This window comes from Micromonospora humi (assembly GCF_900090105.1).
In the GTDB taxonomy this organism is placed as follows: domain Bacteria; phylum Actinomycetota; class Actinomycetes; order Mycobacteriales; family Micromonosporaceae; genus Micromonospora; species Micromonospora humi.
In genome coordinates this window covers 73,660-99,110 of the sequence record NZ_FMDM01000017.1, presented here as the reverse complement: position 1 = coordinate 99,110, position 25,451 = coordinate 73,660, and the positions used below count along the sequence as shown (strand labels likewise).

Genomic DNA, 25,451 nt, shown 5'->3' with positions numbered 1-25,451 from the left:
TCAGTCGGCCACCAACTGGCCGTCGCGCAGGACCAGCGTCCGGTCGGCCAGCTCGATCAGCGCCGGATCGTGCGTCGCGACCAGTGCGGTCATCCCCCGGGCGTGCACCACGGCACGCAGCAGGTCCATGATCGAGCGACCGGTCTCGGAGTCGAGCTGCCCGGTCGGCTCGTCGGCGATGAGCAGGTCCGGCTCGTTCGCCAGCGCCCGGGCCACCGCCACCCGCTGCTGCTGACCGCCGGACAGCTCGTACGGGCGTTGCGCGGCGTGCGCGCCCAGCCCGACCAGTTCCAGCAGCACCGCCACCCGCTGCTCCCGCTCCGCCGCCGGCACCTTGGCCAGCCGCAACGGCACCCCGACGTTCTCCGCCGCGGACAGGATCGGCACCAGGCCGAAGGTCTGGAAGACGAACCCGACGGTGCCCCGGCGCAACGCCAGCAGCTCCCGCTCCCCGGCGGAGGTGACGTCGTGCCCGGCCACCCGGATCGTCCCGGCGTCCGGCCGGTCCAGGCCGCCGACCAGGTTCAGCAGCGTGGTCTTGCCGGCGCCGGACCGGCCCCGGACCGCGACCAGCTCACCGCGGCCGGCGCTGAAGGAGACGTCCCGCACGGCGTGCACGGCGTGCTCACCCCGGCCGAAGGTGCGGCTCACCCCCTCGACCCGCACCACGTCCTCGACGGTCGTCGCCGGCAGCACCGCGGCCCGCTCGGTCATCACTCACTCTCCTCGGCGTGCGTCCGGTCGCCGGGGCGCACCTCGACGTGGTCGGGTTCCAGGTTGAGCCGGACCCGGTCGCGCAGCGACAGCGCCTCCACGAACGGCGCCGGCAACTGCATCCGGCCGGTGCGGTCGAGCACCGCGTACTCCTCGCTGACCAGCTCGGTGCCGCCGTCGGCGGTGGCCCGCGCGGTCCGGCGTACCTCGGAGGCGGTCCGGCCGTCGCGGATGGCGACGGTCCGGCGGACCTGGCCGGCCACGGCGTGGTCGTGGGTGACCACCACGATGGTCACGCCCAGCTCGGCGTTGATGGTGCGCAGGGCGGCGAAGACCTCGGCGCCGGTCGCCTCGTCCAGCTCACCGGTCGGCTCGTCGGCGAAGAGGATCTCCGGGTCGTTGGCCACCGCCACCGCCACCGCGCACCGCTGCTGCTCACCGCCGCTCATCTGGCCCGGCCGCCGGTCCGCGCAGTAGCCGACCCCGACCAGGTCGAGCAGGCGGCGGGCCCGCTCCCGCCGGTCCCGCCGGCCGCCGTGCCGACCGGCCAGCTTCATCGGCAGCTCGACGTTCTCCACCGCGGTCAGGTACGGCAGCAGGTTGCGGCCGGTCTGCTGCCAGATGAAGCCGACCATCTCCCGGCGGTAGGCGAGCCGCTTCTTGTGGGACAGGGCGAGCAGGTCGTACTCGGCGACCCGGGCGATGCCGGCGGTCGGGGTGTCCAGCCCGGACAGGATGTTGAGCAGGGTCGACTTGCCGGAGCCGGAGGCACCCACGATCGCGACCAGCTCGCCCCGGTCGATCACCAGGTCGAGACCCTGCAGGGCGACCACCTCGACGCCCTCGGTCTTGAAGATGCGCACCAGGCCGTCGCAGACGATGTGCCCGCGCAACCGGTCCCGCCCGCCGGCCCGTTCGGCGGCGCGCTCGGCGGCCCGCCGTTGCAGGGCGGCCAGGTCCGGCGCAGCCTCCGTGGTCGCGGTCATCAGCTCTCCTCTCCGAGCCGCAGCACCTCTCCGAGGCGCATCCGGCGATTGTTCACGGCCTCCACGGTGATCGCGAAGGCGAGGGCCAGCAGGGCCAGGGCCGACACCCCGGCCACCAGGCCGGGTTCGAACCGGGGACGTACGGTCACCCCGCCGGTGAAGGCGGGCAGGCCGAGCACCGGGGTGAGCAGCAGCGGCAGCAACGCGCCGACCACCGCGCCGGTGAGCACCGACACCAGCACCAGCGGGGTCAGCTCGACCAGCAGCAGCCCGCGCCACTGCCGGCGGGACAGGCCCATGGTGCGCAGCCGGGACAGCACCTGCCCGCGGGAGCGGGCCCCGGCGAGCACCGCGAACGCGAGCCCGAGCAGCCCCAGCACCGCGCCGCCGGCGGCGCCGAGCGCGAACCCGAACACCAGCAGCCCGTTCACGCCGCTGCCGCCCAGCTCGGCCCGGACCTCGGCCCGGCTGGTCACCTCCGGCGCGCGCGCCTTGTCCGACGTCTCGACCGTGCCGATCCGCAGGTAGCGGCGCTGCCCCTCGACCGCCACCCGGTCCACCTCGGCCGGGTCCACCCCGGGGCCGGCCAGGACGAAACCGGTGGGGGCGAGCGGGTGCAGCGCGTCGGCCGGCAGCGCCGGCCAGGGCAGCACCACGAACCGGGTGACCGAACGGTCGACGAGCGCGAAGCCGTCGACGGTGGCGGCGGCCCGCACCGGCAGCCGGTTTCCCTGCACGTTCAGCCAGGCCGGGCGGCGCCCCTGCGCGTCGGCGAGCCCGGCCTCGGCCAGCTCGTCGGCGACCGCCGGGGACACCAGCGCCGGCAGTGGGGTGCTGCCGTCGCCGCCGGCCAGCAGCGGGTCGGGCACACTCGCCGGTACGCCGGCACGGCGGGCCACCTCGGCGAAGCCGGCGGCGTCGACCAGCAGCACCCGCAGCTCCCGGATCGGGCTCGGCCGGCCGGCCCGGTCGGCCGTCGGGCGCTCGGCCGGCACGGTCAGCAGCGGGGCCACCGCGCGGACGCCGGGCAGCGCGGCCAGTTGGGCGGCGGTGTCCGGCGCGAAGCGCTCGCCGGTGACCAGGACGTCGCCGGGCACCGCGCGGGCCGCGGCGGTGTCCCGGCCGGTCTCGATGCCGGTCGCCACCACCCCGCAGAACGCGGCCGTGGCGACGGCGAGCACCACCACCACCAGCGGCCCGGTGCTGGCAGCCCGGCCGGCGCGGGCGGTGCCGAGGAAAGCGACGCTGCCGCGCGCCCGGGCCGTGACGCGGCTGAGCAGCCGCAACGGCCACGGGTACGCGCGCAGCGCCAGCAGGGCCGCGGCCACCGCCAGCAGCACCGGCACCGACACCAGCAGTGGGTCCACCGAGCCGGCGGTGAGCCCGCGCCGGCGCAACAGGAACGCCCCGAGCAGGGCCACCCCGAGCACCACCACCTCGACGGTGAGCCGGACGGCCGGCGACCGGCCACCGAGGTCGGACCGGCCGGCGACGCCCCGGCCGACGGCGAGCGCCGCCAGCGGCGGGAGCACGGTGACCAGCAGCCCGGCCAGCAGCACCCACCGCGCCGACGTCCCGGTGCCGGGCAGCAGGCCACCGAGCAGCCAGCCGATCCCGGCCGCGGCCGGCAGCACCAGCGCCGACTCGGCCAGGCCCCGGCGCAGCACGTCGGCCGTCGAGCCGCCGCGCGCCCGGATCAGGTGGAACTCGGCGCGCCGGCGGCGCGCCGCCAGCCGGGCGGCCAGCAGGGACAGCCCGGCCAGCGTGGCGAGCAGCCCGGCGGCGATGACCGCGAGCAGGGTGCGGGCGGCGGCGAGGGCGGAGGCGAAGCGGCGCAACGCGATGTCGACGCCCTGGGTCAGCCGTACCGAGGCGGGACGGACCCGCTCCAGCCCGTCGAGGCCGGCGATCAGCGCGTCCAGCCGGCCCGGGTCGAGCCGTTCCGGGGCGATCCGGTAGCGCCAGCCGAAGCTCACCGGCCAGCCGGTCGCGCCGACGGCGTCCACGCCCGCGTCGGCGGCGTAGGCGACCGCCACGTACGGCTTGCCGTCGCCCTCCGGCGGGGTGAGCCGCAGCATCGACGGCAACCCGTCCCAGACCCCGTCGCGCTCGTCGTTCGGCCGCCACACCCCGACCAGCTCGACCGGGCGGGACTTCAGCGGCCGGCCGGTCGGGTCGGTCGGGTCCAGCACCGACAGGCTGAACCGGTCGCCGGGGGCGACGCCCAGGCTCGTCGCGACGGTGTCGGCGAGCGCCACCTCCACCGCACCGGCGGTGGTGACGCCGCTCTCCGGCCACCGCCCGCCGGTCAGGGTGGCCGCCGCACGCAGGCCGTTGCCGGTGCGCAACATCAGGTCGATCAGCCCCTTGCCGCTGTCGAGCGTCGGGCCGCGCAACCGGCCGGGCATGGTGTCGGCGGTGTACCACCGCTGCCCGATCGCCTCGCGCACCGCGGCGGGCATCCGGTTCTCGATCGTGTCGAGCTGGTCCGCCTGGGCGGCGACGGCCGGCTGCACGGTCGACGCGAACGTGGGCGGCGCCTGGGTGTACCCGAGGTCACGCAGGGCCGGCGGCTGGTTCGCGACGTACTCGCGCAGCCCCTGACCGGTGAGCCGGTCGGCGACCCGCGGCACCCCGGTGATCAGCAGGGCGGTCACCACGGTCAGGACGGCGAGCAGCAGGAACTGTCCCCCGTACGCCCGGACCCGGCCCGCGGCACCTGGCAGCCTCATCATTGTTCTCCCCCGATCCGGAGCTGCACGGCGGCGACCCGCTGACGGATCCCGGTGGTGATGACGGCGGCGAAGGCGAGCGCGGCGAGCAGCAGCCCGGCGGCGGTCAGCCCGACCGGTGACCAGGGCACGACGAAGACCGCCTCGGGGACCGGCCGGCCGGCGGCCGGGGTGAGGATCACCAGCGGCACCATGGTCGCCGCGACCAGGGCGCCGACGAGCAGACCGACGCCGACCCCGATGGCGGCCAGGAACGTCTGCTCGGCGAGGTACGCGCGGCCCAGCAGCCGAGGGCCCGCGCCGAGCGTGTGGAACACGGCGAACTCGGTGAGCCGGCGTCGGGTGGTGGCCCAGACGTCCACCGCCAGACCGACCAGGGCGAGCAGCACGGAGCCGAGCGCGGCGGCGAGCAGCCCGGTGCGGGCCCCCCGCCAGTACGGGTCCCGGGCGGCCTCCTCGGCCACCCGCTGCCGGTCGTGCAGGACGGTCCCGTCCAGAGTGGACAGCGCCTGAGCGGCGGTGGCGTGCCCGCCGGGCCCGGTCCGCAGCCACCACTCGGCCACCGACCGGACGCCGCCGCGCTGCTGGAGCACCTGGTTCGTGGCGGCGGGCAGGTCGACGAGCACGCCGTCGCCCTCGGTGCCGGGCACCGCGGCGACCCGGCCGACCACCTTCACCTCCAGCGTCACCTCGGCCAGCGCCAGCGTGAAGGTGTCGCCGGTGCCCACGCTCAGCGCCGCCGCCACCCCCGGTGTGATCAGCACCGGCACGGGCGGGGCGTCGCCGCGCGGCACCACGGCGAACCGGGACGGCGGCGTGACCGCGAACTGGAGCAGGCCCTCCGGCACGTCGAACGTCCGCACCACGTCCACAGCGGTCGGGGTGACCCGCGCGGCGCCGCGCGGGCCCTCCGCCGGGTCGATCACCCGCCAGGCGCCGTCGATCGGCAGCGGCAGCGCGGCCCCGCCGGCGTCGGTGAGTCGCAGCCCGTCCAGGACCAGCCGGTAGGCGGAGCCGATGATGTCGCCGCCGTCGGCCTCGAAGCCGGCCAGCCGCAGCGGCGCCCCGCCGCTGTCGGGCAGCGCGACGGCGAAGCGCACCGGGCGGCCGTCCCCGCCCGCCTCGGCCAGCCGCAGCCGCCAGGCGGTGCCGGTGTCGGTGGTGAACAGCGCGCTCACGGTCACCTTCGGCGGCGTGTACTCGGTGTCGACCGGGGTGCGCACGGTGCCGGCGAGCGACCGCGCCCCGGCCGGCAGGACGGCACCGGCGGGCGCGCCCCGCGCGCCGACCAGCCGGTCGAGCAGGCCGGCGGTGGACGTGCCGCCGTCGGCGTCGTCGAGCCTGATCATTCCGCGCGCGGCGGCGGCGTCCAGCGCGACCGCGGTGGCCGGCCGCGACTCCCGGCCCAGGCGCAGGTCGTCGCGCCAGGCCGGCAGCACCCGGTCCAGCCCGGGAGCGGCGGCCAGTACGCCGGCCCGGTCGTCGGGGGCGGTGCCGTCGCGCTCGGTCAGCCGCAGGTCGGTGCCGACCGTGTGCCACGCCTGATCGCGCTGCGACTGCTCCCAGGAGGCCACCAGCGACCAGGCCAGCGTGCTGCCGCCGACGGCGAGCGCGAGCAGCAGCACCGGGCCGGCGTGCGGACGGCGCCCGGCCTGCCACATGCCGAACATGGTGGCGTTCCACGGCCGCCGGTCGACGAAGCGTTCCGCGAGCCGGGTGGTCGGCGGCAGCAGCCGCAGCGCGACCACCGCGCCGGCCAGCACGCCGATGGTGGGCGCGGCGGCGAGCAGCGGGTCGATGCCGAGGCCGCCGTTCGCGCCGGCCAGCGGCGACGAGTAGTGCCGCAACTGGGTCCAGGCGAGCACGGCCAGCACCACCAGGGCCAGGTCGACGCTGGCGCGTTGCACCGCCGCGCCCCGGGTGGGGCGGGAGCGGGCCGCCATGTCCGCGACGTAGGTGCCGGCCCGGCGCAGGGCCGGCAGCACCATGGCGAGCAGGCAGCCGACCGCCGCGCCGACCGCGACCAGCCAGACCCGGGCGACACTGCCGTCGGTCAGCCCGAGGTCCGCGCCGAGGTGCCGCACCGCCTGCCCGGTCAGCGCCGGGGCCAGCAGCACGGCCGGCGCCACCACGAGCGTCGCCTCGCGTACGGCGAGCCCGGCGAGCTGGCCGCGGGCGGCGCCCCGGGCCCGCAGCAGCGCGGTCTGCCCCCGCCGGTCCTCGTTGAGCAGCGCGGCGACCAGCACCAGCGCGTACCCGCCGAGCACCACGATCAGCAGCAGCGGGGTGAGCAGGGCGGAGCGACCCACCAGGTCGGCGCGGCCGAGCCGGTCGACCAGCCGGTCCAGGTGGCCGACCTGCTGCGCGGAGGAGCCCAGGCCGGTGGCCCCGGGCAGCCGGTCGGTGACGTCGGCCAGCGCGGCGGTGACGGCGGAGAGCCGGGCCGGCTCCACGCCGACCAGGTCCGGCGCGACCACCCAGGCCGCCGAGACCGACCCCGGGAAGGTACGCGCGAAGTCCGCCGGGTCCAACGCGAACGGCCCGTACGACGTGCTGGCCGCGTCGCCCTGGCCGTCGCCGACGCCCGGGGCGAGCCGCCAGTACGCGTCGGCGGCGTCCCGGGGTCGCCACGTGCCGGCGATCGTCACCTCGCTGCCACGTTCCGCGGCCCGGTCGAAGAGCGGCACCCGCTCCCCGACCTCCAGGCCGAGCCGCGCGGCGACCTTCTCCGGGACGGTCACCTGCAACGGGTCGGCGCCGGCGGTCGGCCACGTCCCGGCGGTCAGCTCGGCGCGCGCCGGCAGGTCGTCCAGGGTGCCCAGGCTGGCGAACATCGGGGCGTCGCTGGTGCGGGCGGCGCCCACGTCGCCGGTCAGCTCCCGCCCGGTGCCGTAACGGGCGGCGGTCACGGCCACGGGTGCGCTGCCCAGACCGCCGGCGAATTGTGCCCGGACCGCCCGGTCCCGCTCGGCGAACGCCTTCGCGTCGGCGCCGCCGGAGCCGCTGACCAGCAGGCTGCGCTCCTCCGCCGGGGCGGCGTCGAGCACCGCGCGGGCGCCCGCCTCGACCGCCCGCCGGTTGTAGTCGGAGAGCCCGGTGACCAGCCCGACCGCGACGAGCGCCGCGACCGCGGCGGCGAGCAGCAGCCCACGGGCCTCGACCGCTCTCCTCCACACCAGCTTCATCCGACGTCCTCTCCTGGCCCGGGTGAGCCGATGACCAGGAAGACCCACCAGCCCCAGGAAAAGGTTCGCGCCCGTTACATGATCGTTACTCCCACCCGCCCGGCCCGCCCGGCCCGCCCGGCCCGCCCGACCCCGCCCGGTCCGTCGATCTTGGAGTTTTGGCGCCGCGGATTTCCGGTATGCACGGATTGCCAGGTGCCGCAACTCCAAGATCAGCGGAGTGGGTGGGGCTTGTCCACAGGGGCGGACGGCGGGGTGGGTGGGGCGGGAGTCTGGGCGGGTGTGGCGGTATGACGAGTTGCGGGCGGGCGGGGTCACTCGCGGGGCGGTCCGGCACCAGGTGGAGGCGGGAAGGCTGGGACGACTGTCCCGAGGCGTCTACGGGCTCGCCGACGACGAGACGAGCCGGTTGCGGGCCCTGTTTCGTCGGCTGCCGCCCGGCACTGTGGCGGGGTTCCACACCGGTGCCCGGCTGCACCGGTTCGGGGCCGCCACCAGCGACAAGGTGCACGTGATCGTGCCGGCCGGCGGGTCGGTGCCGTGCATCCAGGGCGTCGCCGCGCATCAGTCGGTCCTGCCGGTCACCGGCGTGGTGGAGATAGCCGGGGTGCCGTGCGCGCCGGCCGCACGCTGCGCCGTCGACCTGGCCCGGGCGGTACGCCGGACGGACGCGCTGCCGGTGCTGGATCTCTGCCTCCGGGTGGGCGCGTGCCGGCGCGAGGATCTCCTGGAGGAGTTGGCATGGCACGCCGGCCTGCGCGGCGTACGGCAGGCGGCTCGCCTGGTCGAGTTGGCCGACCCGCGCTCGGAGTGCCGACAGGAGAGCCAGTTGCGCCTGCTGGTGATCGACGCCGGGCTACCCCCGCCGGAGCCGCAGCTCTGGGTCCTCGACGAGGACGGTGTGCCCGTCCATCGGCTCGACCTGGGCTACCGCCGGCAGCGGGTCGGCGTCGAGTACGACGGCCGCTCCCACCTCGACCCCGGCCGCATGCACCATGACCGCGCACGCCTGAATTGGCTGGCCGAGCAGGGTTGGCGCATGCGCATCTACACCGCCATCGACCTCTACCGCCGTCCGAGTCACATCCAGACGTCCCTCCGCCTCCTTCTCACCACGCCCTGACCGCCCCACGCCGCCCGCCTCGTCGATCTTGGAATTGTGGCACCGGACATCCACGGAGCCCCCACTCCAAGATCGACGCAGAAGCGGAGCGGGACCGGTTCAGCGGGCTTGGACGGCGAGCTCCGTCAACGGCCGACACCTCTCGTCGGAGGCCAACTCCGGATGGTGCCGCGCGTCGGCGTAGCGGTGCAGGGAGATGCCGAGCACCACTTGGGCGTACGCCTCGACCCGGTCGTCGGCCAGCCGGACGCCCGCCGCTCGTGCGGCGTCCCGGTCAGGCGTCTCGCGGGCGGTCGCGGTCCTTGGAGGGCTGGACCCGCTTCGGCTCGCCGGGCATCTTCGGATATTCCGGCGGGTAGGGCAGGTCACCGAGACCGTCCGCGGCGTCGCGCTCGGCCCACTCCAGCAGCGGGGTGATGTCCCACGGGGCGTCGTCGATGCCGGCGTGCGGGTCGCCCCGCTCGGCGAACCGGGTCGGCACGGTGCCCAGGTGGAAGTCGTCCGGGTCGACCTGGGTCAGCTCGTCCCAGTCGACCGGGGTGGAGACGGTGGCACGCGCGTTGGCCCGCAGCGAGTAGGCGCAGGCGATGGTGCGGTCCCGCGCGGTCTGGTTGAAGTCGACGAAGACCCGCCGCCCCCGCTCCTCCTTCCACCAGGCGGTGGTGACCAGCTCGGGCCGCCGCCGCTCCAGCTCCCGGGCCAGCGCGATGGTGGCCCGGCGCACCTCGACGAACGTCCAGCGCGGCTGGATGCGCAGGTAGACGTGGACCCCGCGGCCGCCGGAGGTCTTCGGCCAACCGGGCACGCCCAGCTCGTCCAACAGCCCGCGCAGCTCGCCGGCGGCGGTCACCGCGTCGGTGAAGTCGGTGCCGGGCTGCGGGTCGAGGTCGACCCGCAGCTCGTCCGGGCGGTCGGTGTCGGCGGCGCGCACCGGCCAGGGGTGGAAGACCACGGTGCCCATCTGCGCCGCCCAGGCGACGTGGGCCAGGTCGGCGGGGCAGAGCTCGTCGGCCTTGCGGCCGCTGGGAAAGCTGATCTCCGCGGTGCGGATCCACGGGGGTACGCCACGCGTCGGCACCCGTTTCTGAAAGAACATCTCCCCCTCGACGCCCTCGGGGAAGCGTTGCAGGGTGGTGGGTCGGTCGCGCAGGGCCCGGGTGATGCCCTCGCCCACCGCGAGGTAGTAGTGGAAGACGTCCGCCTTGGTGAAGCCGCGCTGCGGGAAGATCACCCGGTCCGGGCTGCTGAGCCGCACGGCCCGCCCGGAGACCTCGATCTCCTCGACGGCGCTTCTGCTGCCCGCCATCAGGCGACCATATGCGATGGCACCGACAGTCGACGTACCGTTGGGTGGTGAGTCTTTCCGACAACGAACTGCCCCGCACCGAGGACGAGTGGCGGGTCCGGCTGAGCCCGGAGGAGTTCCGGGTGCTGCGTCAGGCCGGCACCGAGGCGCCCTGGACCGGTGAGTACGTCGACACCAAGACCCCGGGCGTCTACCACTGCCGGGCCTGCGGGTTGGAGCTGTTCCGCAGCGACGACAAGTTCGACTCGCACTGCGGCTGGCCGAGCTTCGACGACGCCATCCCGGGTGCGGTCAAGGAGATCCCCGACAACACGCTCGGCATGCGGCGGGTGGAGATCCGCTGCGCGCGCTGCGACAGCCACCTGGGTCACGTCTTCGAGGGCGAGGGCTTCACCCCGAAGGACACCCGGCACTGCGTCAACTCGATCTCGGTACGGCTGGAGCCGAGCGCCGGCTGACCCGTCGGATTTCGTCACCGGCCTGCTGGGCCGCGTCGCCCTGGAATGCGGGGCGGTCGCGGCCCGGCGGGGCGGTCGCAGCCGGCTGGGCGGTCGCAGCCCGGCGGGGCAGTCGCCGCCCGGCGGGGCAGTCGCGGCCCGGCGCGGCCCGGCGGGGCAGTCGCGGCCGGCGGGGCAGTCGCGGCCGGCGGGGCAGTCGCGGCCGGCGGGCCGTGGCGCGTCGGCGGCGCGGCCGGCCGTCTCGCCACGCCGCACGCCGCCGGGCGGAGCGACCGTCGCGACACGCCGGGGCGACTCGCCGTCTGACCGGGGCCGGGTTCACCGGTTCCGGTTGCCTCCGCAGGTCCACTGCCCGACCCTGGGGAGACAAGTCCGTTTTCGGGGGGTTTGGCATGGCCAGCTGTGAGGTCTGCGGCAACGACTACTGGATGTCCTTCGAGGTGCGCACGGTCGACGGGGCCCGACACACGTTCGACTGCTTCGAGTGCGCGGTGCACAAGATGGCACCGATCTGCGAGCACTGCCAGATCAAGATCGTCGGGCACGGCGTGGAGGTCTCCGGCCGCTTCTTCTGCTGCGCCCACTGCGCCCGGGCGGTCGAGGGCGACCAGGGTGCCGAGATCCGCGACGCGGTCGGCGCCCGCCCCGCCTGAGCCACGCCGCTCCGCGGACATGGCGGATTCCGCCGACTTGATCCACGCCATTCCGCCGAGGTGGTGGCATCCCACCACCTTCGATGCAGCCATCTCGGCGAACCGGTGTGGATCAAGGGCGGCCGGGGCCGCCTCCAAAGTCGACCTACGGCTACCATCCCCCGGTGACTCGACGGCCGATCGTTGCGGCGACCCTGCTCATCGCGCTCGTCGGCTGCGCTCCGGCACCCGATCCGGAGAAGCCGCCGACCATCGTCGCGCCGGCCCTGGCCGCGCCCTCGCCCACCGACGGCGGGGCCGCCGTCGCGCTGCGGGACCGGCACGCCGCCACCGGCAGTCTCGTCGGCCTGGCCGAGAAGCCCGAGCACGCCAGCGAGCGACTCGACTCGGACGGGGTCGCCTGCGGGCAGCCCCTGCCCCTTCTGGAGCGGGAGGCTGTCTCCACCCGCGTCTTCGGCACGCCGAAGGGCACCCCGCCCGAGGAGTTCGTGGAGCTGGCCCAGGAGACCGTTGTCTACCCGGACGACGCCACCGCTGCCGACGCCGTACGCCGGATCTTCGACCTGCTCGAAGCCTGCGACCGCGACGAGGAGGACGGGCAGGTGACCGCCGGGCACTCCGCCGCCGACCTGCCCACCGGGGTGGGCGTGCCGGGCCGGGTGGTCGCCGCGACCATGACGCTCCCGGACGGCACCCGTTTTCCGCACCGCTACGGCTGCGTGCACCGGGGCCGGGTGACCCGGTGCGTGGGGGTCTGGACCCGGTCGGCCGCCACCACCGGGACGTGGTTCGACCGGGCCGTGCTCGCCACCGCGGCCGGCCTGCGGGCGCCACGCTGACCACGCGCCGGGCCGGGGCCGCGCGCCCGCCGGCCACGGCCTAGCCTGGCGGGATGTCCGTCGAGTCCCACCTGGCCGGCTTCGCCGAGCTGGACGCCCGCACGTTCCACGACCTGCTCCGGCTGCGCATCGACGTGTTCGTGGTGGAGCAGTCCTGCCCGTACCCGGAACTCGACGGCCGGGACGTCGAGCCCGGCACCCGGCACCTCTGGCTGACCCGCGACGGCGACGTCGTGGCATACCTGCGGATCCTGGCCGACCCCGGCGACGTGGCCCGGATCGGCCGGGTGGTGGTGGCGCCGGCGGCCCGGGGCGCGGGCCTGGCCGGCGCGCTGATGACCGAGGCGCTCGCCGCGGTGGGTGACCGGCCGTGCGTGCTGGAGGCGCAGACGCACCTGGTCGACCTCTACGCCGGGCACGGCTTCACGGTCAGCGGCCCCGGCTACGTGGAGGACGGCATCCCGCACACGCCGATGCGCCGGAATCCAAACTAATTGACGTGTGTCGCTTCATGTGGCAGCGTGCGGACCGAGCCGCCACGCGGGAGAGGGCAACTCCCGACAGTCCGGGCGTCGTGCACCGACCCCCACCCGGAGGCTTCCCATGTCCACTCCGTACCGCCGTCGGATCCCGCTCGGCGCGGCGATCCTCGGCGTCTGCGCGGTCGTCGCCGCGCTGCTCACCACCGCATTCTCCGGCCCGGCCTCGGCGCACGGGTCCGTGGTCGACCCCGCATCCCGCAACTACGGCTGCTGGCAGCGCTGGGGCAGTGACTTCCAGAACCCGGCGATGGCCACCCAGGACCCGATGTGCTGGCAGGCCTGGCAGGCCGACCCGAGCGCCATGTGGAACTGGAACGGGCTGTTCCGCGAGGGCGTGGCCGGCAACCACCAGGGTGCCATCCCGGACGGCCAGCTGTGCAGTGGCGGGCGCACCTCCGCCGGCCGCTACAACGCCCTCGACACCGTCGGCGCCTGGAAGACCACGTCGATCTCCAACAACTTCCGGATCAAGCTGTTCGACCAGGCCAGCCACGGTGCCGACTACATCCGGGTGTACGTGACCAAGCAGGGCTTCAACGCGCTCACCACGCCGCTGCGCTGGAGCGACCTGGAGCAGGTCGGCTCGATCGGCAACACCCCGGCCAGCCAGTGGACGCCGGAGACGTCGGGCGTGTCGATCCAGGTGCCGGCGAACGCGCCGGGCCGCACCGGCCGGCACATCGTCTACACCATCTGGCAGGCCAGCCACCTGGACCAGTCCTACTACCTGTGCAGTGACGTGGACTTCGGCGGCGCCGGCCCGTCCCCGACGGCGACGCCGACCACCTCGCCGACCGCGTCCCCCACCACGTCCCCGACCGCCGGCCCGACCCCGACGTCCACCCCGCCGTCGACGCCGAACCCGGCCGGCGGCTGCACCGCCACCTACCAGATCACCGGTCAGTGGGGCGGCGGCTTCCAGGCCGAGGTGAAGGTGACAAACGGCAGTGGCTCGCCGATCCGTGGCTGGTCGGTGAGCTGGAACTACCAGAACGGCCAGCAGGTCAGCTCGGCGTGGAACGCCACGGTGACCACCAGCGGAACGCTCGTCACCGCGCGCAACGTCGCCTACAACGGGGCGTTGTCGGCGGGCGCGAGCACCTCGTTCGGCTTCACCGGCACGTCGACCGGCACCAACCCGGTGCCGGGGATCCTCTCCTGCACCACCACCGCCTGACCACCCCTCCCGCCGGTTAGGCGGGGGCCCCGCTTAACCACCGCGTGTTAAGCGGGGCCCCCGCCTCTACCGAAAGCGTTAAGCGGGGCCCCCGCCTTTCACACCAGGCAGGTGACGATGTCGGCGATGGGGCGGCGGCGGCCGGTGTAGAACGGGACCTCCTCGCGCACGTGCCGGCGGGCCCGGGAGGCCCGCAGGTCACGCATCAGGTCGACGATCCGGTGCAGCTCGTCGGCCTCGAACGCCAGCATCCACTCGTAGTCGCCGAGGGCGAACGAGGCGACCGTGTTGGCCCGCACGTCCGGGTAGCCGCGCGCCATCTTCCCGTGCTCGGCCAGCAACTCCCGCCGCTCGGCGTCGGGCAGCAGGTACCACTCGTAGGAGCGCACGAACGGGTAGACGCAGAGGTAGGCGCGCGGCTCCTCGTCGGCCAGGAACGCCGGGATGTGGCTGCGGTTGAACTCCGCCGGCCGGTGCAGCGCCATCTGCGACCAGACCGGGGTGAGGGCCCGACCCAGCGTGGTGCGGCGGAACCGCAGGTACGCGTCCTGCAGCGCGTCACTGCTCGGGGCGTGCCACCAGATCATCAGGTCGGCGTCGGCGCGCAGCCCGGCCACGTCGTACGTGCCCCGGATCGTCACGTCCTTGCCGGCCAGCTCGGTGAAGAGCGACTCGACCTCGTCGACGACGTTCTCCCGCAGCGAGGGCAGCGGGCTGCTGGCCCGGTACACCGACCACATGGTGTAGCGGATGGTGTCGTTCAGCTCCCGCAGCCGCGCCGCGTTGGTCTGCTCGGTCATGCTGCCGATCCTCCCAGTGCCGTGATGATCTCTTCGGCCGCCGTCTCGCCGGAGCGGACGCAGACCGGTATGCCGACCCCGTCGTAGCCGGCCCCGGCCAGGGCCAGCGTCGGGTGGGCGCCGCGCAGCGCGGTCCGGACCGCCGCCACCCGGGCCGCGTGCCCGGGCGTGTACTGCGGCAGGGCTCCACCCCACCGCTGCACGTGGCGGGCCACCGGGTCGGGCAACGCCGTGCCCAGCGCCGCCGACAACTCCCGGCGTACGGCGGTGGCCAGGTCGTCGTCGGTGAGCTGGAGCGAGGTCTCGTCGCCGTAGCGGCCCACCGAGGCCCGCACCAGCGCCAACCCGTCGGGCCGGCGCAGGTGCCCCCACTTCGTGGTGAAGAACGTGGCCGCCTTGATCAGCAGGCCCTCGGCGGCCGGCACCAGGAAGCCGGACAGCTCCGGCAGGTCCGGCCCGGGCAGCGCGAGCGTGACCAGCGCGACGCTGGCGTAGTCCAACGCGCCGACGGTGTCGGCCACCTCGGCGGCCTCGACGGCGAGCAGCCGGGCCGCCGGCCGGGCCGGCACGGCCAGCACCACCGCGTCGGCGTCCACCAGCTCGGCGTCCCGGGTCGGCCCGACGGTGAGCCGCCAACCGGTCGGGGTGCGGCGCAGCTCCCGCACCGCGGCGTCCCGGCGGATCGTGGCCCCGCTGGTCGTCGCCGCCGCCGCGACGAGCGTGCTCAGGCCGCCGGCCAGGGTGCCGAAGACCGGCGCGCCGGGCGCGCGCGGCGCGGCGGCCTGCGCGGCGCGTACCGCGCCGACGAGCGTGTGCTCCCGACGGGCCGCGTGGGCCAGCGCCGGCATGGTGGTGACCAGCGACAGGTCGTCGGCCCGGCCGGCGTAGACGCCGCCGAGCATCGGGTCGACCAGCCGGTCCACCACGGCGTCGCCGAGCCGCTCCCGGACCAGCCGGCCGACCGCGAGGTCCTCCCCCGGGGCCAGCAGCGGGCGGCCCGCGTCCCGGTCGGCGTCCGCCGCCGGCCGGGCCACCGCCGCCACCTTCGCCAGATCCCCGGGTACGCCGACGAGCGTGCCGCCCGGCACCGGGCGCAACCCGCCGTCGACGAGCAGGGCGGCCTGCCCGACGCTCGGGTGCACGATCCGGGCGTCGAGGTCGAGCCGGCGGGCCAGGGTCACCGCCGCCGACTCCCCGCCGGCCGGGTCGCGCATCAGGAACGACTCGGCCCCGAACTCGACCGGGCCGCCGGCCAGCTCACCGGTGCGCAGCTTGCCGCCGAGGCGGCCGGACTGCTCGTACACCGTGATCTCGGTGCCGGCGGGGGCGCGGTCGCGCAACCGGACGGCGGCGGCCAGCCCGGTGATCCCGCCGCCGACGATCGCCACCCGCCACGGTCGCGCCACGACGACCCCTAGCGGGCCGGTCGCGCGGACAGCTCGTGCACCAGCGCGACCACCCGGGTCAGCACGTCGGGGTCGGTCTCCGGCAGGACGCCGTGGCCGAGGTTGAACACGTGGCCGGGCGCGGCCCGACCCTGCTCGACGATCCGCCGCACCTCGGCCTCCACCACCGGCCAGGGCGCCAGCAGCACGGTCGGGTCGAGGTTGCCCTGCACCGCCCGGTCCGGGCCGATCCGGCCGGTGGCGACGTCCAGCGGCGTACGCCAGTCGACGCCGACCACGTCGGCGCCGGCCTCACCCATCGCGGCGAGCAGCTCGCCGGTGCCCACCCCGAAGTGGATCCGCGGCACGCCGGCGTCTGCCAGCCCACCCAGCACGTACGACGAGTGCGGCATGACGAAGCGGCGGTAGTCGGCCTCGGAGAGCGCGCCGGCCCAGGAGTCGAAGAGCTGCACGGCGGAGACGCCCGCGTCGACCTGCACCCGCAGGAAGGACAGCGTCACCTCGGCCAGCCGGGCGCAGAGCGCGTGCCACAGCTCCGGGTCGCCGTGCATCATCGCCTTGGTCCTCGCGTGGGTCCGCGACGGCCCGCCCTCGACGAGGTAGCTGGCGAGCGTGAACGGCGCGCCGGCGAAGCCGATCAGCGGGGTGTCGCCCAGCTCGGCGACGAGCAGCCGGACCGCCTCGTCCACGTAGGACACCTCGTCGCGGCCGATCGGGCTGATCCGCTCCACGTCGGCGGCGGTGCGCACCGGCTCGGCCACCACCGGCCCGGTGCCGGGCACGATGTCCAGGTCGATCCCGGCCGCCGCCACCGGCACCACGATGTCGCTGAACAGGATCGCCGCGTCCACCCCGTGCCGGCGGACCGGCTGGAGGGTGATCTCGGTGACCAGTTCGGGGCGGCGGCAGGACTCCAGCATCGGCACGCTGGCCCGGATCTCGCGGTACTCCGGCAGCGACCGGCCGGCCTGGCGCATGAACCAGACCGGGGTGTGCGGGACCGGCTCACGCCGGCAGGCGCGCACGAACGGCGAGTCGGCCGGCCCGCCGCGGCGGGGTTCTCCGTCTCGGGCGGCAGTGCCCGTGGTGTCGGTGGTCATCGCGGCAATCGTGCCACGCCCCCCACCGGCGCCCACCCGCGCCGCCCGCATTTGTGACGTAGAAGGAGGGGCCCCCGGTTAACGCCTCCGATAGAGAGGGGCCCCCTTCTCACACACAGACGCGCCCGGCGCGCCGTCACCCACCGCACGGCGCAGGCGGCATAGGCTGCCGGCATGGCCCCCCCGATCGCGCTCCCGGAAACGTTCGCTCGCGCGGTCGCGGGGCTGCGGTCGGCCACACCCCGCCCGGAGATCGTGCTGGAGGAGGTGGGCGCGCCGCAGCGGCTCGCCCCGTACGCCTTCGCCCTCTCCGCGGCCGTCCTGCGCGACGACGACGAGGTGGCCACCGGGCGGCTGATCCTGCTGCACGACCCGGCCGGGCATGAGGCCTGGCAGGGCACCCTGCGGCTGGTCACCTACGTCACCGCCGAGCTGGAGGTCGACCTGGCCAGCGACCCGCTGCTGCCCGGCGTGGGCTGGACCTGGCTGACCGACGCGCTGGACGCGCAGGGCGCCGGGCACCGGGCGATCGGCGGCACGGTCACCCAGACGCTCTCCACCCGCTTCGGCGAGCTGGCCGGGCCACCGGCCGCCGGTGACATCGAGATCCGCGCCTCCTGGACGCCGCTGCGGGCCGACCTGGGCCCGCACCTGCTGGGCTGGTGCACGCTGCTGGCCTCCACGGCCGGCCTGCCCCCGCCCGGGGTGACCGCGCTGCCCACCCGCCGCTCCGCCGGCGCCGCCTGACACCCACCCGGGCGCCCCGGGTCTCGTCGATCATGAAGTTGGCGGCGTCCCGGAGATCCGGAACGCCGCCAACTTCATGATCGACCGAGGCAGGACTCAGAGATAGTTCTCGGCCTCGTCGCAGACCTTGTCGAGGCCCTTGTTGGCCGCCTCGAAGGCCGCCTTGTCACCGCGCGACGCCGCCGCGATGGCGGTGGTCAGCTTGTCCAGGCAGCTCGCGATGACCTTCTTCTGCCGAGCCTGCTCGTCGCGGTCGTTCTTGGTGCCGGTCAGGTCCTGCTCGGTGTCGGCCAGCCGGTCCTGGACCGTCTTCATCTCGCCCCTGAGCTTCTCGATCTCCCGCTGGTTCGCCGAGATGGTGCCGTCGCGCTGGCTCACCTGCCGCTCGGCCCGGTCCAGCTTGCCGTCGGTGGTGACGTAGAGACCGGTCATCACGCCGCCGAGCACGAGGAGCAGCCCGGCGACGAGGGCGAGGACCACCGTGCTCCGGCCCCGGCCGCCCCCGGCCGGCGCATCCGCCGACGGGCCGTACCCGGCCGGCCCGTAGGGCGTACCGGCGGCGGGCGGCGCGGACATCGGTTGCGGCCCGTAGCCCGGGCCCGAGACGGGCGGCCCGTAACCCGGGCCCGAGACGGGCGGCCCGGACATGGGCTGCGGTCCGGGACCGGGGACGGGCGGGGCCGACATCGGCGGGTAACCGGCGGCCGGCGGCGGGCCGTAACCGGGAACCGAGACGGGCGGCGCGGACATCGGCGGATGACCGGCGCCGGAGACCGGCGGCGCCGACATCGGCTGCCCCGGCGCGGGGACCGGGGCGGCGCCCGGCGCGTACTGGCCGGGCACGGGTGGCTGGGGCCGGGTGGGGTCGGGCTGGGCCGGGCCGTCCGGCGAGGGCGCGGGCCGGCCCCCGTAGACCGTGCCGCCCGGCGGCTGGGGCGGGTGATCACCCGCTCCGCTCGGTGGCTGGGACATGTCGTTCCTCCAGATGTGCTGGTCCCCGCGGGGTGGCCCGATGGGCCGGGGTCGAGGTGGCGCGGCCCGGGCCGTACCCGGCGACGCGGGCACCCGTGGCGCGCCGTGCGGGCGGACCGCGCCGTCAGCAGAGCTTGAACCGGTCGCAGGCGGTCTTGATCGGCACCGCCAGCCCGATGCCCTCGGCGTCGCGGGCCTTGGCCGTGGCGATGCCGACGACCTCCTTCGACCCGTTGATCACCGGACCGCCGGAGTTGCCGGGGTTGATCGGCGCGTCGAACTGGATGACCGGGCCGGAGCCCCCCTCGTCCTGGCGGAACGCGCTCACCACGCCCGTGGTGACGCTGTCCTGCAACCCGAGCGGGGCGCCGACCACCACGATCTGCTGGCCGGACTTGACCGGCGTACGCGCCGCGACCAGCCCGCCGAACTTCGCGGTGGTGCGCAGCTGCGCCAGGTCCTTCTCCTTGTCGGTGGCGACGATGGTCGCCTCGAACCGCTGGTCGGTGCGCTCCAGGAACACCGTGCGCTCGCCGGCGGCGAAGACCGACTCCACCACGTGGAAGTTGGTGAGCAGCGTGGTGCCACCGCCGGACGGGGCCTTGCCGAGGGCGAACGCCGTGCCGGTGAACTGACCGGCCCGCACCCGGAACACGCTGGGCAGCACCGCGCTCGCCACGGCCTCGGGATTGAAGGCGGCGCCGGCCTGCTTCTCCAGGCTCCCGGCGCGCTGTTCCAGCCCGTCGAGCCGGCGGGCGTCCGCGCCCTGCGCCTCGACCGTCCGCCGGTCGGCGGCGGCGAGTCGGTCGTCCAGCCGGTGGATCTGGTACGCCTGCACGCCGGTCACCACGGCCAGCACGCCGGCCAGCGCCAGCGCGACCAGAGACAGGCGACTGCGGCGGCCGGACGGGTCGGTGCGGCCGCCGGGCGGCGCGCCGAAGCCCGGCTGTCCCGGGCCGGCGACCGGCTGGCCCGGGTAGGCCGGACCGGAGTTCGGCTGACCGGGGAACGCCGGCCCGGACACCGGGTGGCCCGGGTACGGGGCGGAGGCCGGGCCGGCCTGGTGGGACGCGGGCTGGATCGGGTACGACACCCCGGCGCCGACCGACGCCGGATAGGCCGGACCACCACCCGGCGGCCCCGGATAGGACGAGCCCGAGGCGGACTGTCCCGGATAGGACGAGCCCGGCGCGGGCTGCCCCGGATACGACGCGCCCGGCGCGGGCTGCCCCGAGGAGGACGAACCCGGCGCGGACTGGCCGGGGAAGGACGAGCCGGCCGAACCCGGGTACGCCGGGCCGGGGTTCGGCTGGGCCGGCACGACGGGTGAGGCCGCGCGGGCGGTGGCGGCGTGCGAGGGGCCGGCGGCGGCGTTCCGGGCCGGGTACGTCGCGCCGAAGGCCGCCGGGGACGGCGACGCGCCCGGGTGGCCGGCGCCGAACGTCGGGTAGGCCGCCGGGTACGGCGACGCGGTCGGGTGGTCGGCGCCGGACGTCGGGTAGGCCGCCGGACGGCTCGCGCCCGGTGGGGCGATGCGCGGCGGCAGCGGCCCCGGCCGGTCGGCCGTTCCGTCGCCGTCCCGCCCCGGGACGCCGTCGCCGGTTCCGTAGCCGCCTGCCATGATCGTCCGTCCTCCCCGCCGGCTCCGCCGGCGCACCGACCGCCGCCCGGTCGCCCCCGCTCCGCTCACGGCTCGATGGACCGTACCGGCGGGAACGGGGTTTGTCTCCCCCGTTGTCCGACCCTCTCACCCCCGCGCAACCCGACCCGTTCCGGACACCCGGCGGACATCTCGTCGACACGCACCGGACCGGCTGCGCGCACCGGATCGTCCGGCCCACTAGGGTTGTCAGGTGACCGACGAACCACCCCTGCGCCGTCGGGCCGCCGAAAGCCGTACGGGAGAGGTGTCTCCGCATCCGTCGTCGGCCGTGCCGGAGCCGGCGGACGCGGGGACCGAGACCGACACGGGCGCAGCCGTCCCGCTGACCGCCCCGCGCGAGGGCACCCCCGCGCCGGTAGCCACCTCGACCCAGCTCGACGAGGTGGTGGCCCGCTTCGCGGCCGGCACCGGCCCGGTGGCCCTGGACGCCGAACGCGCCTCCGGATACCGCTACAGCCAGCGGGCCTACCTCGTGCAGCTGCGCCGCGCCGGCGCCGGCACCGCGCTGGTCGACCCGCTGCCGCTGCCCGACCTGTCCGCCCTCGACGCGGCGATCGCCGAGGCCGAGTGGGTGCTGCACGCGGCCAGCCAGGATCTGGCCTGCCTGGCCGAGCTGGGGCTGCGCCCGCGCCGGCTGTTCGACACCGAACTGGCCGCCCGGCTGGCCGGTTTCGAGCGGGTCGGCCTGGCCGCGCTGACCGAACAGCTGCTCGGCTTCAGCCTGGAGAAGCACCACTCCGCCGCCGACTGGTCCAGCCGGCCGCTGCCGGAGTCCTGGCTGACGTACGCGGCGCTGGACGTGGAGCTGCTGGTGGACCTGCGCGACGCGCTCGACTCCGAGCTCGACCGGCAGGGCAAGTCCGGTTGGGCGGCGGAGGAGTTCGCCGCGCTGGTGCGCAACGGGGCACGCCCGCCCCGGGTGCGCGCCGAGCCGTGGCGCCGGACGTCCGGGATCCACCGGGTCCGCGGGGCCCGCGCCCAGGCCCGGGTCCGGTCCCTCTGGTACGCCCGGGACCAGATCGCCTCGCGGCGGGACGCCGCACCGGGCCGGGTGCTGCCCGACTCGGCCATCGTGGCGGCCGCCGAGCTGGACCCGAAGGACGAGAAGACGCTGCTCACCCTGCCCGGGTTCGGGGGGCGCTCGGTGCGCCGGCTGGCGCGTACCTGGTTGGCGGCGTTGGACGACGCACGCCAACTGCCGGACGACGCGCTGCCGGTGAGTCCGACGGTGGAGGGCCCGCCCCCGCCGCACCGGTGGGCCGAGCGCGACCCGGTCGCGGCGGGCCGGCTGGCCCGCTGCCGGGAGGTGGTGGTCGGCACCGCCGCGGCGCGCCGGCTGCCGGCGGAGAACCTGATCACGCCGGACTCGATCCGCCGGTTGGCCTGGCAGCCGCCGGAGGAGATCACCGACGAGACGGTCGCGGAGACGCTGCGCACGATGGGCGCCCGCGAGTGGCAGCTCGGCCTGCTCCTGCCCGCGCTCACCGAGGCGCTGCGCACGCCCGCCGCCTGACCCGGCGGCGGGGCGGGGTGTGGGGTCTGCCACACGGGGGGTGGTGACGCGGTTGGTTACTGACGAGTAGCATCCGGGGAAATGGCCAGTGCCGAGGGAGGCTCCCAGTGCCCCGTGAAGTTCGAGATGTCGTCTTCGTCGACGGCGTCCGTACCCCGTTCGGCAAGGCGGGTGGGATGTACGGCAACACCCGCGCCGACGACCTGGTGATCCGCTGCATCCGCGAGCTGATGCGCCGCAACCCGCAGCTGCCGCCGGAGAAGGTGGAGGAGGTGGCGATCGCCGCCACCACCCAGATCGGTGACCAGGGCCTGACCATCGGCCGCACCGCCGCCCTGCTGGCCGGCCTGCCCAAGACCGTGCCCGGCTTCGCCATCGACCGGATGTGCGCCGGCGCGATGACCGCCGTCACCACGGTGGCCTCCGGCATCGCCATGGGCGCCTACGACGTGGCCATCGCCGGCGGCGTCGAGCACATGGGCCGCCACCCGATGGGCGAGGGCGTCGACCCCAACCCGCGCATCGTCGCGGAGAAGCTGGTCGACCCGTCCGCCCTGGTGATGGGCGCCACCGCGGAGAACCTGCACGACCGCGTCCCGCACGTCACCAAGGAGCGCACCGACGCGTTCGCGCTCGCCTCCCAGCAGAAGACCGCCAAGGCGTACGCCAACGGCAAGCTCCAGGGCGACCTGGTGCCGGTCGCGATCCGCGACGACGAGGGCGGCTGGGGTCTGGCGACCGTCGACGAGGCGCCGCGGGACACCTCCCTGGAGAAGCTGGCCGGGCTGAAGACCCCGTTCCGCCCGCACGGCAAGGTCACCGCGGGCAACGCGGCCGGCCTGAACGACGGCGCCACCGCCGCGCTGCTGGTCGCCGAGGAGACCGCCCGCGAGCTGGGCCTGCCGGTCGGCATGCGGCTGGTGTCGTACGGGTTCGTCGGCGTCGAGCCCGAGGTGATGGGCGTCGGCCCGATCCCGTCGACCGAGAAGGCGCTGCGCATCGCCGGCCTGAGCATCGACGACATCGGCCTGTTCGAGCTGAACGAGGCGTTCGCGGTGCAGGTGCTCGCGTTCCTCGACCACTTCGGCATCGCCGACGACGACCCCCGGGTCAACGCCTGGGGCGGCGCGATCGCCATCGGGCACCCGCTCGCGTCCTCCGGCGTCCGGCTGATGACCCAGCTCGCCCGGCAGTTCGCCGAGCACCCCGAGGTCCGCTACGGCCTCACCGCCATGTGCATCGGCATCGGCATGGGCGGCACGGTCATCTGGGAGAACCCGAACTGGGAGGGTGGAGACAAGTGAGCCTGGCCGCACCGAACGAGGTCGTCACCAAGGCGTTGCTGCGGCAGGTGAACGTACCGGGGCTGGACCGGCCCGCCGCACTGATCACCCTGGACAACGGCTTCGACCACACCAAGCCGAACAGCTTCGGTCCGGGCGGGCTGACCAGCCTGGACGAGGCGATCACCGCCGCCCTGGCGGCGAACCCGGCGTTCGTCGCGGTCACCGGCAAGCCGTACATCTTCTGCGTGGGCGCGGACATCACCAGCCTGCCGCAGCTGGAGAGCCGCGAGCAGGCGCTGGAGATCGGCCGGCTCGGCCACCGGGTCTTCGCCCGGCTGAAGGACAGCGACGTGCCGACGTTCGCGTTCGTCAACGGCGCGGCCATGGGCGGTGGCCTGGAGCTGGCGCTGCACTGCCACTACCGGACGCTGTCGGCGGGTGCGGCGGCGCTGGCGCTGCCCGAGGTCTCGCTCGGCCTGGTGCCCGGCTGGGGCGGCACCCAGCTGCTGCCGAACCTGATCGGCATCCCGGCCGCCACCCAGGTGATCCTGCAGAACCCGCTGATGCAGAACAAGATGCTCAAGCCGAAGCAGGCCGCCGAGATGGGTGTCGCGGACGTGCTGCTGGAGCCGGCCGACTTCCTGGAGCGGTCGCTGGAGTGGGCCGCCGGGGTCGTCCGGGGCGAGGTCACCGTGACCCGTCCCGAGGTCGACAAGGACATGTGGGCGGGCGTGCTCTACTTCGCGCGGCAGACCCTCGACCAGCGGCTGCACGGCGCGGTCCCGGCCGCGTACAAGGCCCTGGACCTGCTGGAGACCGCCAAGGACGCGGACTTCGCCACCGGCACCGCCGCGGAGGACGAGGCGCTCGCCGACCTGGTCTTCTCCGAGGAGCTGCGCAGCGGCCTGTACGCGTTCGACCTGGTGCAGCGGCGGGCCAAGCGCCCGGCCGGCGCGCCGGACAAGGGCCTGGCCCGGCCGGTCACGAAGGTGGGCATCGTCGGCGCCGGCCTGATGGCCAGCCAGCTCGCGCTGCTGTTCGCCCGGCGGCTCCAGGTGCCGGTCGTCATGACCGACCTTGATCAGTCCCGGGTGGACAAGGGCGTGGGCTACGTGCACACCCAGATCGAGAAGGCCGTCAGCAAGGGCCGGATGGACAAGGGCACCGCGGCCAAGCTCTACGGTCTGGTGAGCGGCTCGGTCGACAAGTCCGTCTTCGCGGACGCCGACTTCGTCATCGAGGCCGTCTTCGAGGACCTGGGTGTCAAGAAGCAGGTCTGGGCCGAGCTGGAGAAGATCGTCAAGCCGGAGGCGGTGCTCGCCACCAACACCAGCTCGCTGTCGATCACCGAGATGGCGGCCGACCTGGAGCACCCGGAGCGGGTCGTCGGCTTCCACTTCTTCAACCCGGTCGCGGTGCTGCCGCTGCTGGAGATCGTCCGCGGTGAGCGGACCGACGACGCCACCCTGGCCACCGCGTTCGCGGTCGGCAAGCAGCTCAGGAAGTCGTCGGTGCTGGTCAAGGACGCCCCGGCGTTCGTGGTCAACCGGCTGCTGACCCGCTTCCTGGGCACCGTCTTCGCCGCCGTCGACGCCGGCACCCCGCTGGACGTGGCGAACAGCGCGCTGGACCCGCTGGGCCTGCCGATGCGCCCGCTCGCGCTGCTCCAGTTGGTCGGGCCGGCCGTGGCGTACCACGTGGGCGGCACGCTGCACGCGGCGTTCCCGGACCGGTTCGACGTCAGCGAGAACCTCAAGCGGATCGCCGACTCGGGCCAGCCGATCGTGGTCGACGACCAGATCAACGACGAGGTCGCGAAGCTGCTGGTGGTCGGCGACCAGCCGCTGACCGCCGAGCAGGTGCGGCAGAACGCGCTCGACGCGATGGCCGAGGAGATCCGGCTCATGCTCGACGAGGGCGTCGTCGCCGAGGCGCCGGACATCGACCTGTGCATGATCCTCGGCGCCGGCTGGCCGTTCCACCTGGGCGGCGTCACGCCGTACCTGGACCGGACCGGGACCTCCGAGCGGGTGACCGGCCGACGGTTCCTGCCGCGCGGCGTGGCCAGCCTGCGCTGACCGACAGGCCATCGATCGCGGTGGCCGGGCCGTCCGTTCCGGACGGTTCGGCCGCCGCGATCGGCGTTCCGGGCCCGGTCACGGATGGGTCCCGGTTTCGTCACACCGGTCCTGGGCGGACAGCGGAGTGTCGGCGGACCTGGCTACCATCACGCGTCCAGAATTCTCACA

20 protein-coding genes are annotated in these 25,451 nt (G+C 75.2%); 10 read left to right on the top strand and 10 right to left on the bottom strand.

Features of this window, described 5'->3' with window-relative positions; all coding sequences use genetic code 11:
- The 4 genes from GA0070213_RS26805 to GA0070213_RS26790 are packed head-to-tail and all read right to left on the bottom strand — an operon-like array spanning window position 1 to window position 7,617.
- Window positions 1–714, bottom strand: coding sequence for an ABC transporter ATP-binding protein (locus tag GA0070213_RS26805; RefSeq protein ID WP_091070629.1), 714 nt, complete (start codon window positions 712–714; stop codon window positions 1–3).
- Entirely contained in the window at window positions 714–1,700 is a 987-nt protein-coding gene (locus GA0070213_RS26800; protein ID WP_091070626.1) for an ABC transporter ATP-binding protein, read from the bottom strand. Before GA0070213_RS26800 ends, GA0070213_RS26805 begins: the two co-directional genes overlap by 1 nt.
- On the bottom strand, window positions 1,700–4,432 hold the full coding sequence (locus tag GA0070213_RS26795; RefSeq protein WP_091070624.1) for an FtsX-like permease family protein: 2,733 nt from the start codon (window positions 4,430–4,432) through the stop codon (window positions 1,700–1,702). The genes GA0070213_RS26800 and GA0070213_RS26795 overlap by 1 nt, the downstream gene beginning before the upstream one ends.
- A complete protein-coding gene (locus GA0070213_RS26790; RefSeq protein ID WP_091070622.1) occupies window positions 4,432–7,617 on the bottom strand; it encodes an ABC transporter permease in 3,186 nt (1,061 codons plus the stop codon). The genes GA0070213_RS26795 and GA0070213_RS26790 overlap by 1 nt, the downstream gene beginning before the upstream one ends.
- 280 nt (window positions 7,618–7,897) lie before the next feature.
- On the opposite strand from GA0070213_RS26790, the gene GA0070213_RS26785 reads away from it, so the two are divergent.
- Entirely contained in the window at window positions 7,898–8,740 is an 843-nt protein-coding gene (locus GA0070213_RS26785; RefSeq protein WP_091070619.1) for a hypothetical protein, read from the top strand.
- A 274-nt stretch (window positions 8,741–9,014) separates the two neighbouring features.
- Here GA0070213_RS26785 and ligD read toward each other — a convergent pair whose 3' ends face one another.
- Window positions 9,015–10,046: a non-homologous end-joining DNA ligase gene (ligD, locus tag GA0070213_RS26780; RefSeq protein ID WP_091070616.1), complete on the bottom strand. Its 1,032-nt coding sequence runs from the start codon at window positions 10,044–10,046 to the stop codon at window positions 9,015–9,017.
- Window positions 10,047–10,093: 47 nt separating this feature from the next.
- On the opposite strand from ligD, the gene msrB reads away from it, so the two are divergent.
- The 5 genes from msrB to GA0070213_RS26755 all read left to right on the top strand — a co-directional run bounded on the left by msrB (window position 10,094) and on the right by GA0070213_RS26755 (window position 13,715).
- The gene (gene msrB, locus GA0070213_RS26775) at window positions 10,094–10,504 is read left to right on the top strand and encodes a peptide-methionine (R)-S-oxide reductase MsrB (RefSeq protein ID WP_091070737.1); all 411 of its coding nucleotides are present in this window, start codon (window positions 10,094–10,096) and stop codon (window positions 10,502–10,504) included.
- Window positions 10,505–10,896: 392 nt separating this feature from the next.
- A complete protein-coding gene (locus tag GA0070213_RS26770; protein ID WP_091070614.1) occupies window positions 10,897–11,157 on the top strand; it encodes a Prokaryotic metallothionein in 261 nt (86 codons plus the stop codon).
- A 164-nt stretch (window positions 11,158–11,321) separates the two neighbouring features.
- Window positions 11,322–11,996: a hypothetical protein gene (locus tag GA0070213_RS26765; RefSeq protein ID WP_091070611.1), complete on the top strand. Its 675-nt coding sequence runs from the start codon at window positions 11,322–11,324 to the stop codon at window positions 11,994–11,996.
- Window positions 11,997–12,049: 53 nt separating this feature from the next.
- Window positions 12,050–12,490, top strand: coding sequence for a GNAT family N-acetyltransferase (locus GA0070213_RS26760; protein ID WP_091070608.1), 441 nt, complete (start codon window positions 12,050–12,052; stop codon window positions 12,488–12,490).
- A 109-nt stretch (window positions 12,491–12,599) separates the two neighbouring features.
- A complete protein-coding gene (locus GA0070213_RS26755; RefSeq protein ID WP_091070607.1) occupies window positions 12,600–13,715 on the top strand; it encodes a lytic polysaccharide monooxygenase in 1,116 nt (371 codons plus the stop codon).
- A gap of 98 nt (window positions 13,716–13,813) precedes the next feature.
- Here the strand turns inward: GA0070213_RS26755 and hemQ are convergent, their stop codons facing one another.
- Genes hemQ through hemE form a run of 3 tightly spaced genes read right to left on the bottom strand, consistent with a single transcriptional unit; the run spans window position 13,814 to window position 17,021 of the window.
- Window positions 13,814–14,515: a hydrogen peroxide-dependent heme synthase gene (gene hemQ, locus GA0070213_RS26750; RefSeq protein ID WP_091070604.1), complete on the bottom strand. Its 702-nt coding sequence runs from the start codon at window positions 14,513–14,515 to the stop codon at window positions 13,814–13,816.
- Window positions 14,512–15,921: a protoporphyrinogen oxidase gene (gene hemG, locus GA0070213_RS26745; protein ID WP_091070601.1), complete on the bottom strand. Its 1,410-nt coding sequence runs from the start codon at window positions 15,919–15,921 to the stop codon at window positions 14,512–14,514. Before hemG ends, hemQ begins: the two co-directional genes overlap by 4 nt.
- 8 nt (window positions 15,922–15,929) lie before the next feature.
- Window positions 15,930–17,021, bottom strand: coding sequence for a uroporphyrinogen decarboxylase (gene hemE, locus GA0070213_RS26740; protein WP_091070598.1), 1,092 nt, complete (start codon window positions 17,019–17,021; stop codon window positions 15,930–15,932).
- Window positions 17,022–17,195: 174 nt separating this feature from the next.
- On the opposite strand from hemE, the gene GA0070213_RS26735 reads away from it, so the two are divergent.
- Entirely contained in the window at window positions 17,196–17,768 is a 573-nt protein-coding gene (locus GA0070213_RS26735; protein WP_091070596.1) for a DUF3000 domain-containing protein, read from the top strand.
- Window positions 17,769–17,864: 96 nt separating this feature from the next.
- Here the strand turns inward: GA0070213_RS26735 and GA0070213_RS32335 are convergent, their stop codons facing one another.
- Window positions 17,865–18,344, bottom strand: a complete 480-nt coding sequence (locus GA0070213_RS32335; RefSeq protein WP_245716562.1) for a hypothetical protein — start codon at window positions 18,342–18,344, stop codon at window positions 17,865–17,867.
- 520 nt (window positions 18,345–18,864) lie between these two features.
- Window positions 18,865–20,361, bottom strand: coding sequence for a S1C family serine protease (locus GA0070213_RS26725; RefSeq protein ID WP_091070590.1), 1,497 nt, complete (start codon window positions 20,359–20,361; stop codon window positions 18,865–18,867).
- A gap of 232 nt (window positions 20,362–20,593) precedes the next feature.
- On the opposite strand from GA0070213_RS26725, the gene GA0070213_RS26720 reads away from it, so the two are divergent.
- From GA0070213_RS26720 to GA0070213_RS26710, 3 genes are all read left to right on the top strand, one after another.
- Complete coding sequence (locus GA0070213_RS26720) at window positions 20,594–21,916, top strand: ribonuclease D (protein WP_091070587.1); 1,323 nt, start codon at window positions 20,594–20,596, stop codon at window positions 21,914–21,916.
- A 107-nt stretch (window positions 21,917–22,023) separates the two neighbouring features.
- Window positions 22,024–23,220 carry a thiolase family protein gene (locus tag GA0070213_RS26715; RefSeq protein ID WP_091070584.1) on the top strand — a complete coding sequence of 399 codons (1,197 nt, stop codon included), beginning with the start codon at window positions 22,024–22,026 and terminating at the stop codon, window positions 23,218–23,220.
- A complete protein-coding gene (locus GA0070213_RS26710) occupies window positions 23,217–25,280 on the top strand; it encodes a 3-hydroxyacyl-CoA dehydrogenase NAD-binding domain-containing protein (protein WP_091070582.1) in 2,064 nt (687 codons plus the stop codon). The genes GA0070213_RS26715 and GA0070213_RS26710 overlap by 4 nt, the downstream gene beginning before the upstream one ends.
- Window positions 25,281–25,451 lie beyond the last annotated feature (171 nt).

Bases quoted from the DNA above. Each gene is read 5' to 3' on its own strand.
- GA0070213_RS26735 (WP_091070596.1), top strand. From the start codon at position 17,196: ATGGCCCCCCCGATCGCGCTCCCGGAAACGTTCGCTCGCGCGGTCGCG.
- hemQ (WP_091070604.1), bottom strand. From the start codon at position 14,515: ATGACCGAGCAGACCAACGCGGCGCGGCTGCGGGAGCTGAACGACACC.
- GA0070213_RS26790 (WP_091070622.1), bottom strand. From the start codon at position 7,617: ATGAAGCTGGTGTGGAGGAGAGCGGTCGAGGCCCGTGGGCTGCTGCTC.
- GA0070213_RS32335 (WP_245716562.1), bottom strand. From the start codon at position 18,344: ATGTCCGCGCCGCCCGCCGCCGGTACGCCCTACGGGCCGGCCGGGTAC.
- GA0070213_RS26795 (WP_091070624.1), bottom strand. From the start codon at position 4,432: ATGAGGCTGCCAGGTGCCGCGGGCCGGGTCCGGGCGTACGGGGGACAG.
- hemE (WP_091070598.1), bottom strand. From the start codon at position 17,021: ATGACCACCGACACCACGGGCACTGCCGCCCGAGACGGAGAACCCCGC.
- ligD (WP_091070616.1), bottom strand. From the start codon at position 10,046: ATGGCGGGCAGCAGAAGCGCCGTCGAGGAGATCGAGGTCTCCGGGCGG.
- GA0070213_RS26760 (WP_091070608.1), top strand. From the start codon at position 12,050: ATGTCCGTCGAGTCCCACCTGGCCGGCTTCGCCGAGCTGGACGCCCGC.
- GA0070213_RS26800 (WP_091070626.1), bottom strand. From the start codon at position 1,700: ATGACCGCGACCACGGAGGCTGCGCCGGACCTGGCCGCCCTGCAACGG.
- GA0070213_RS26725 (WP_091070590.1), bottom strand. From the start codon at position 20,361: ATGGCAGGCGGCTACGGAACCGGCGACGGCGTCCCGGGGCGGGACGGC.
- GA0070213_RS26805 (WP_091070629.1), bottom strand. From the start codon at position 714: ATGACCGAGCGGGCCGCGGTGCTGCCGGCGACGACCGTCGAGGACGTG.
- GA0070213_RS26770 (WP_091070614.1), top strand. From the start codon at position 10,897: ATGGCCAGCTGTGAGGTCTGCGGCAACGACTACTGGATGTCCTTCGAG.
- GA0070213_RS26755 (WP_091070607.1), top strand. From the start codon at position 12,600: ATGTCCACTCCGTACCGCCGTCGGATCCCGCTCGGCGCGGCGATCCTC.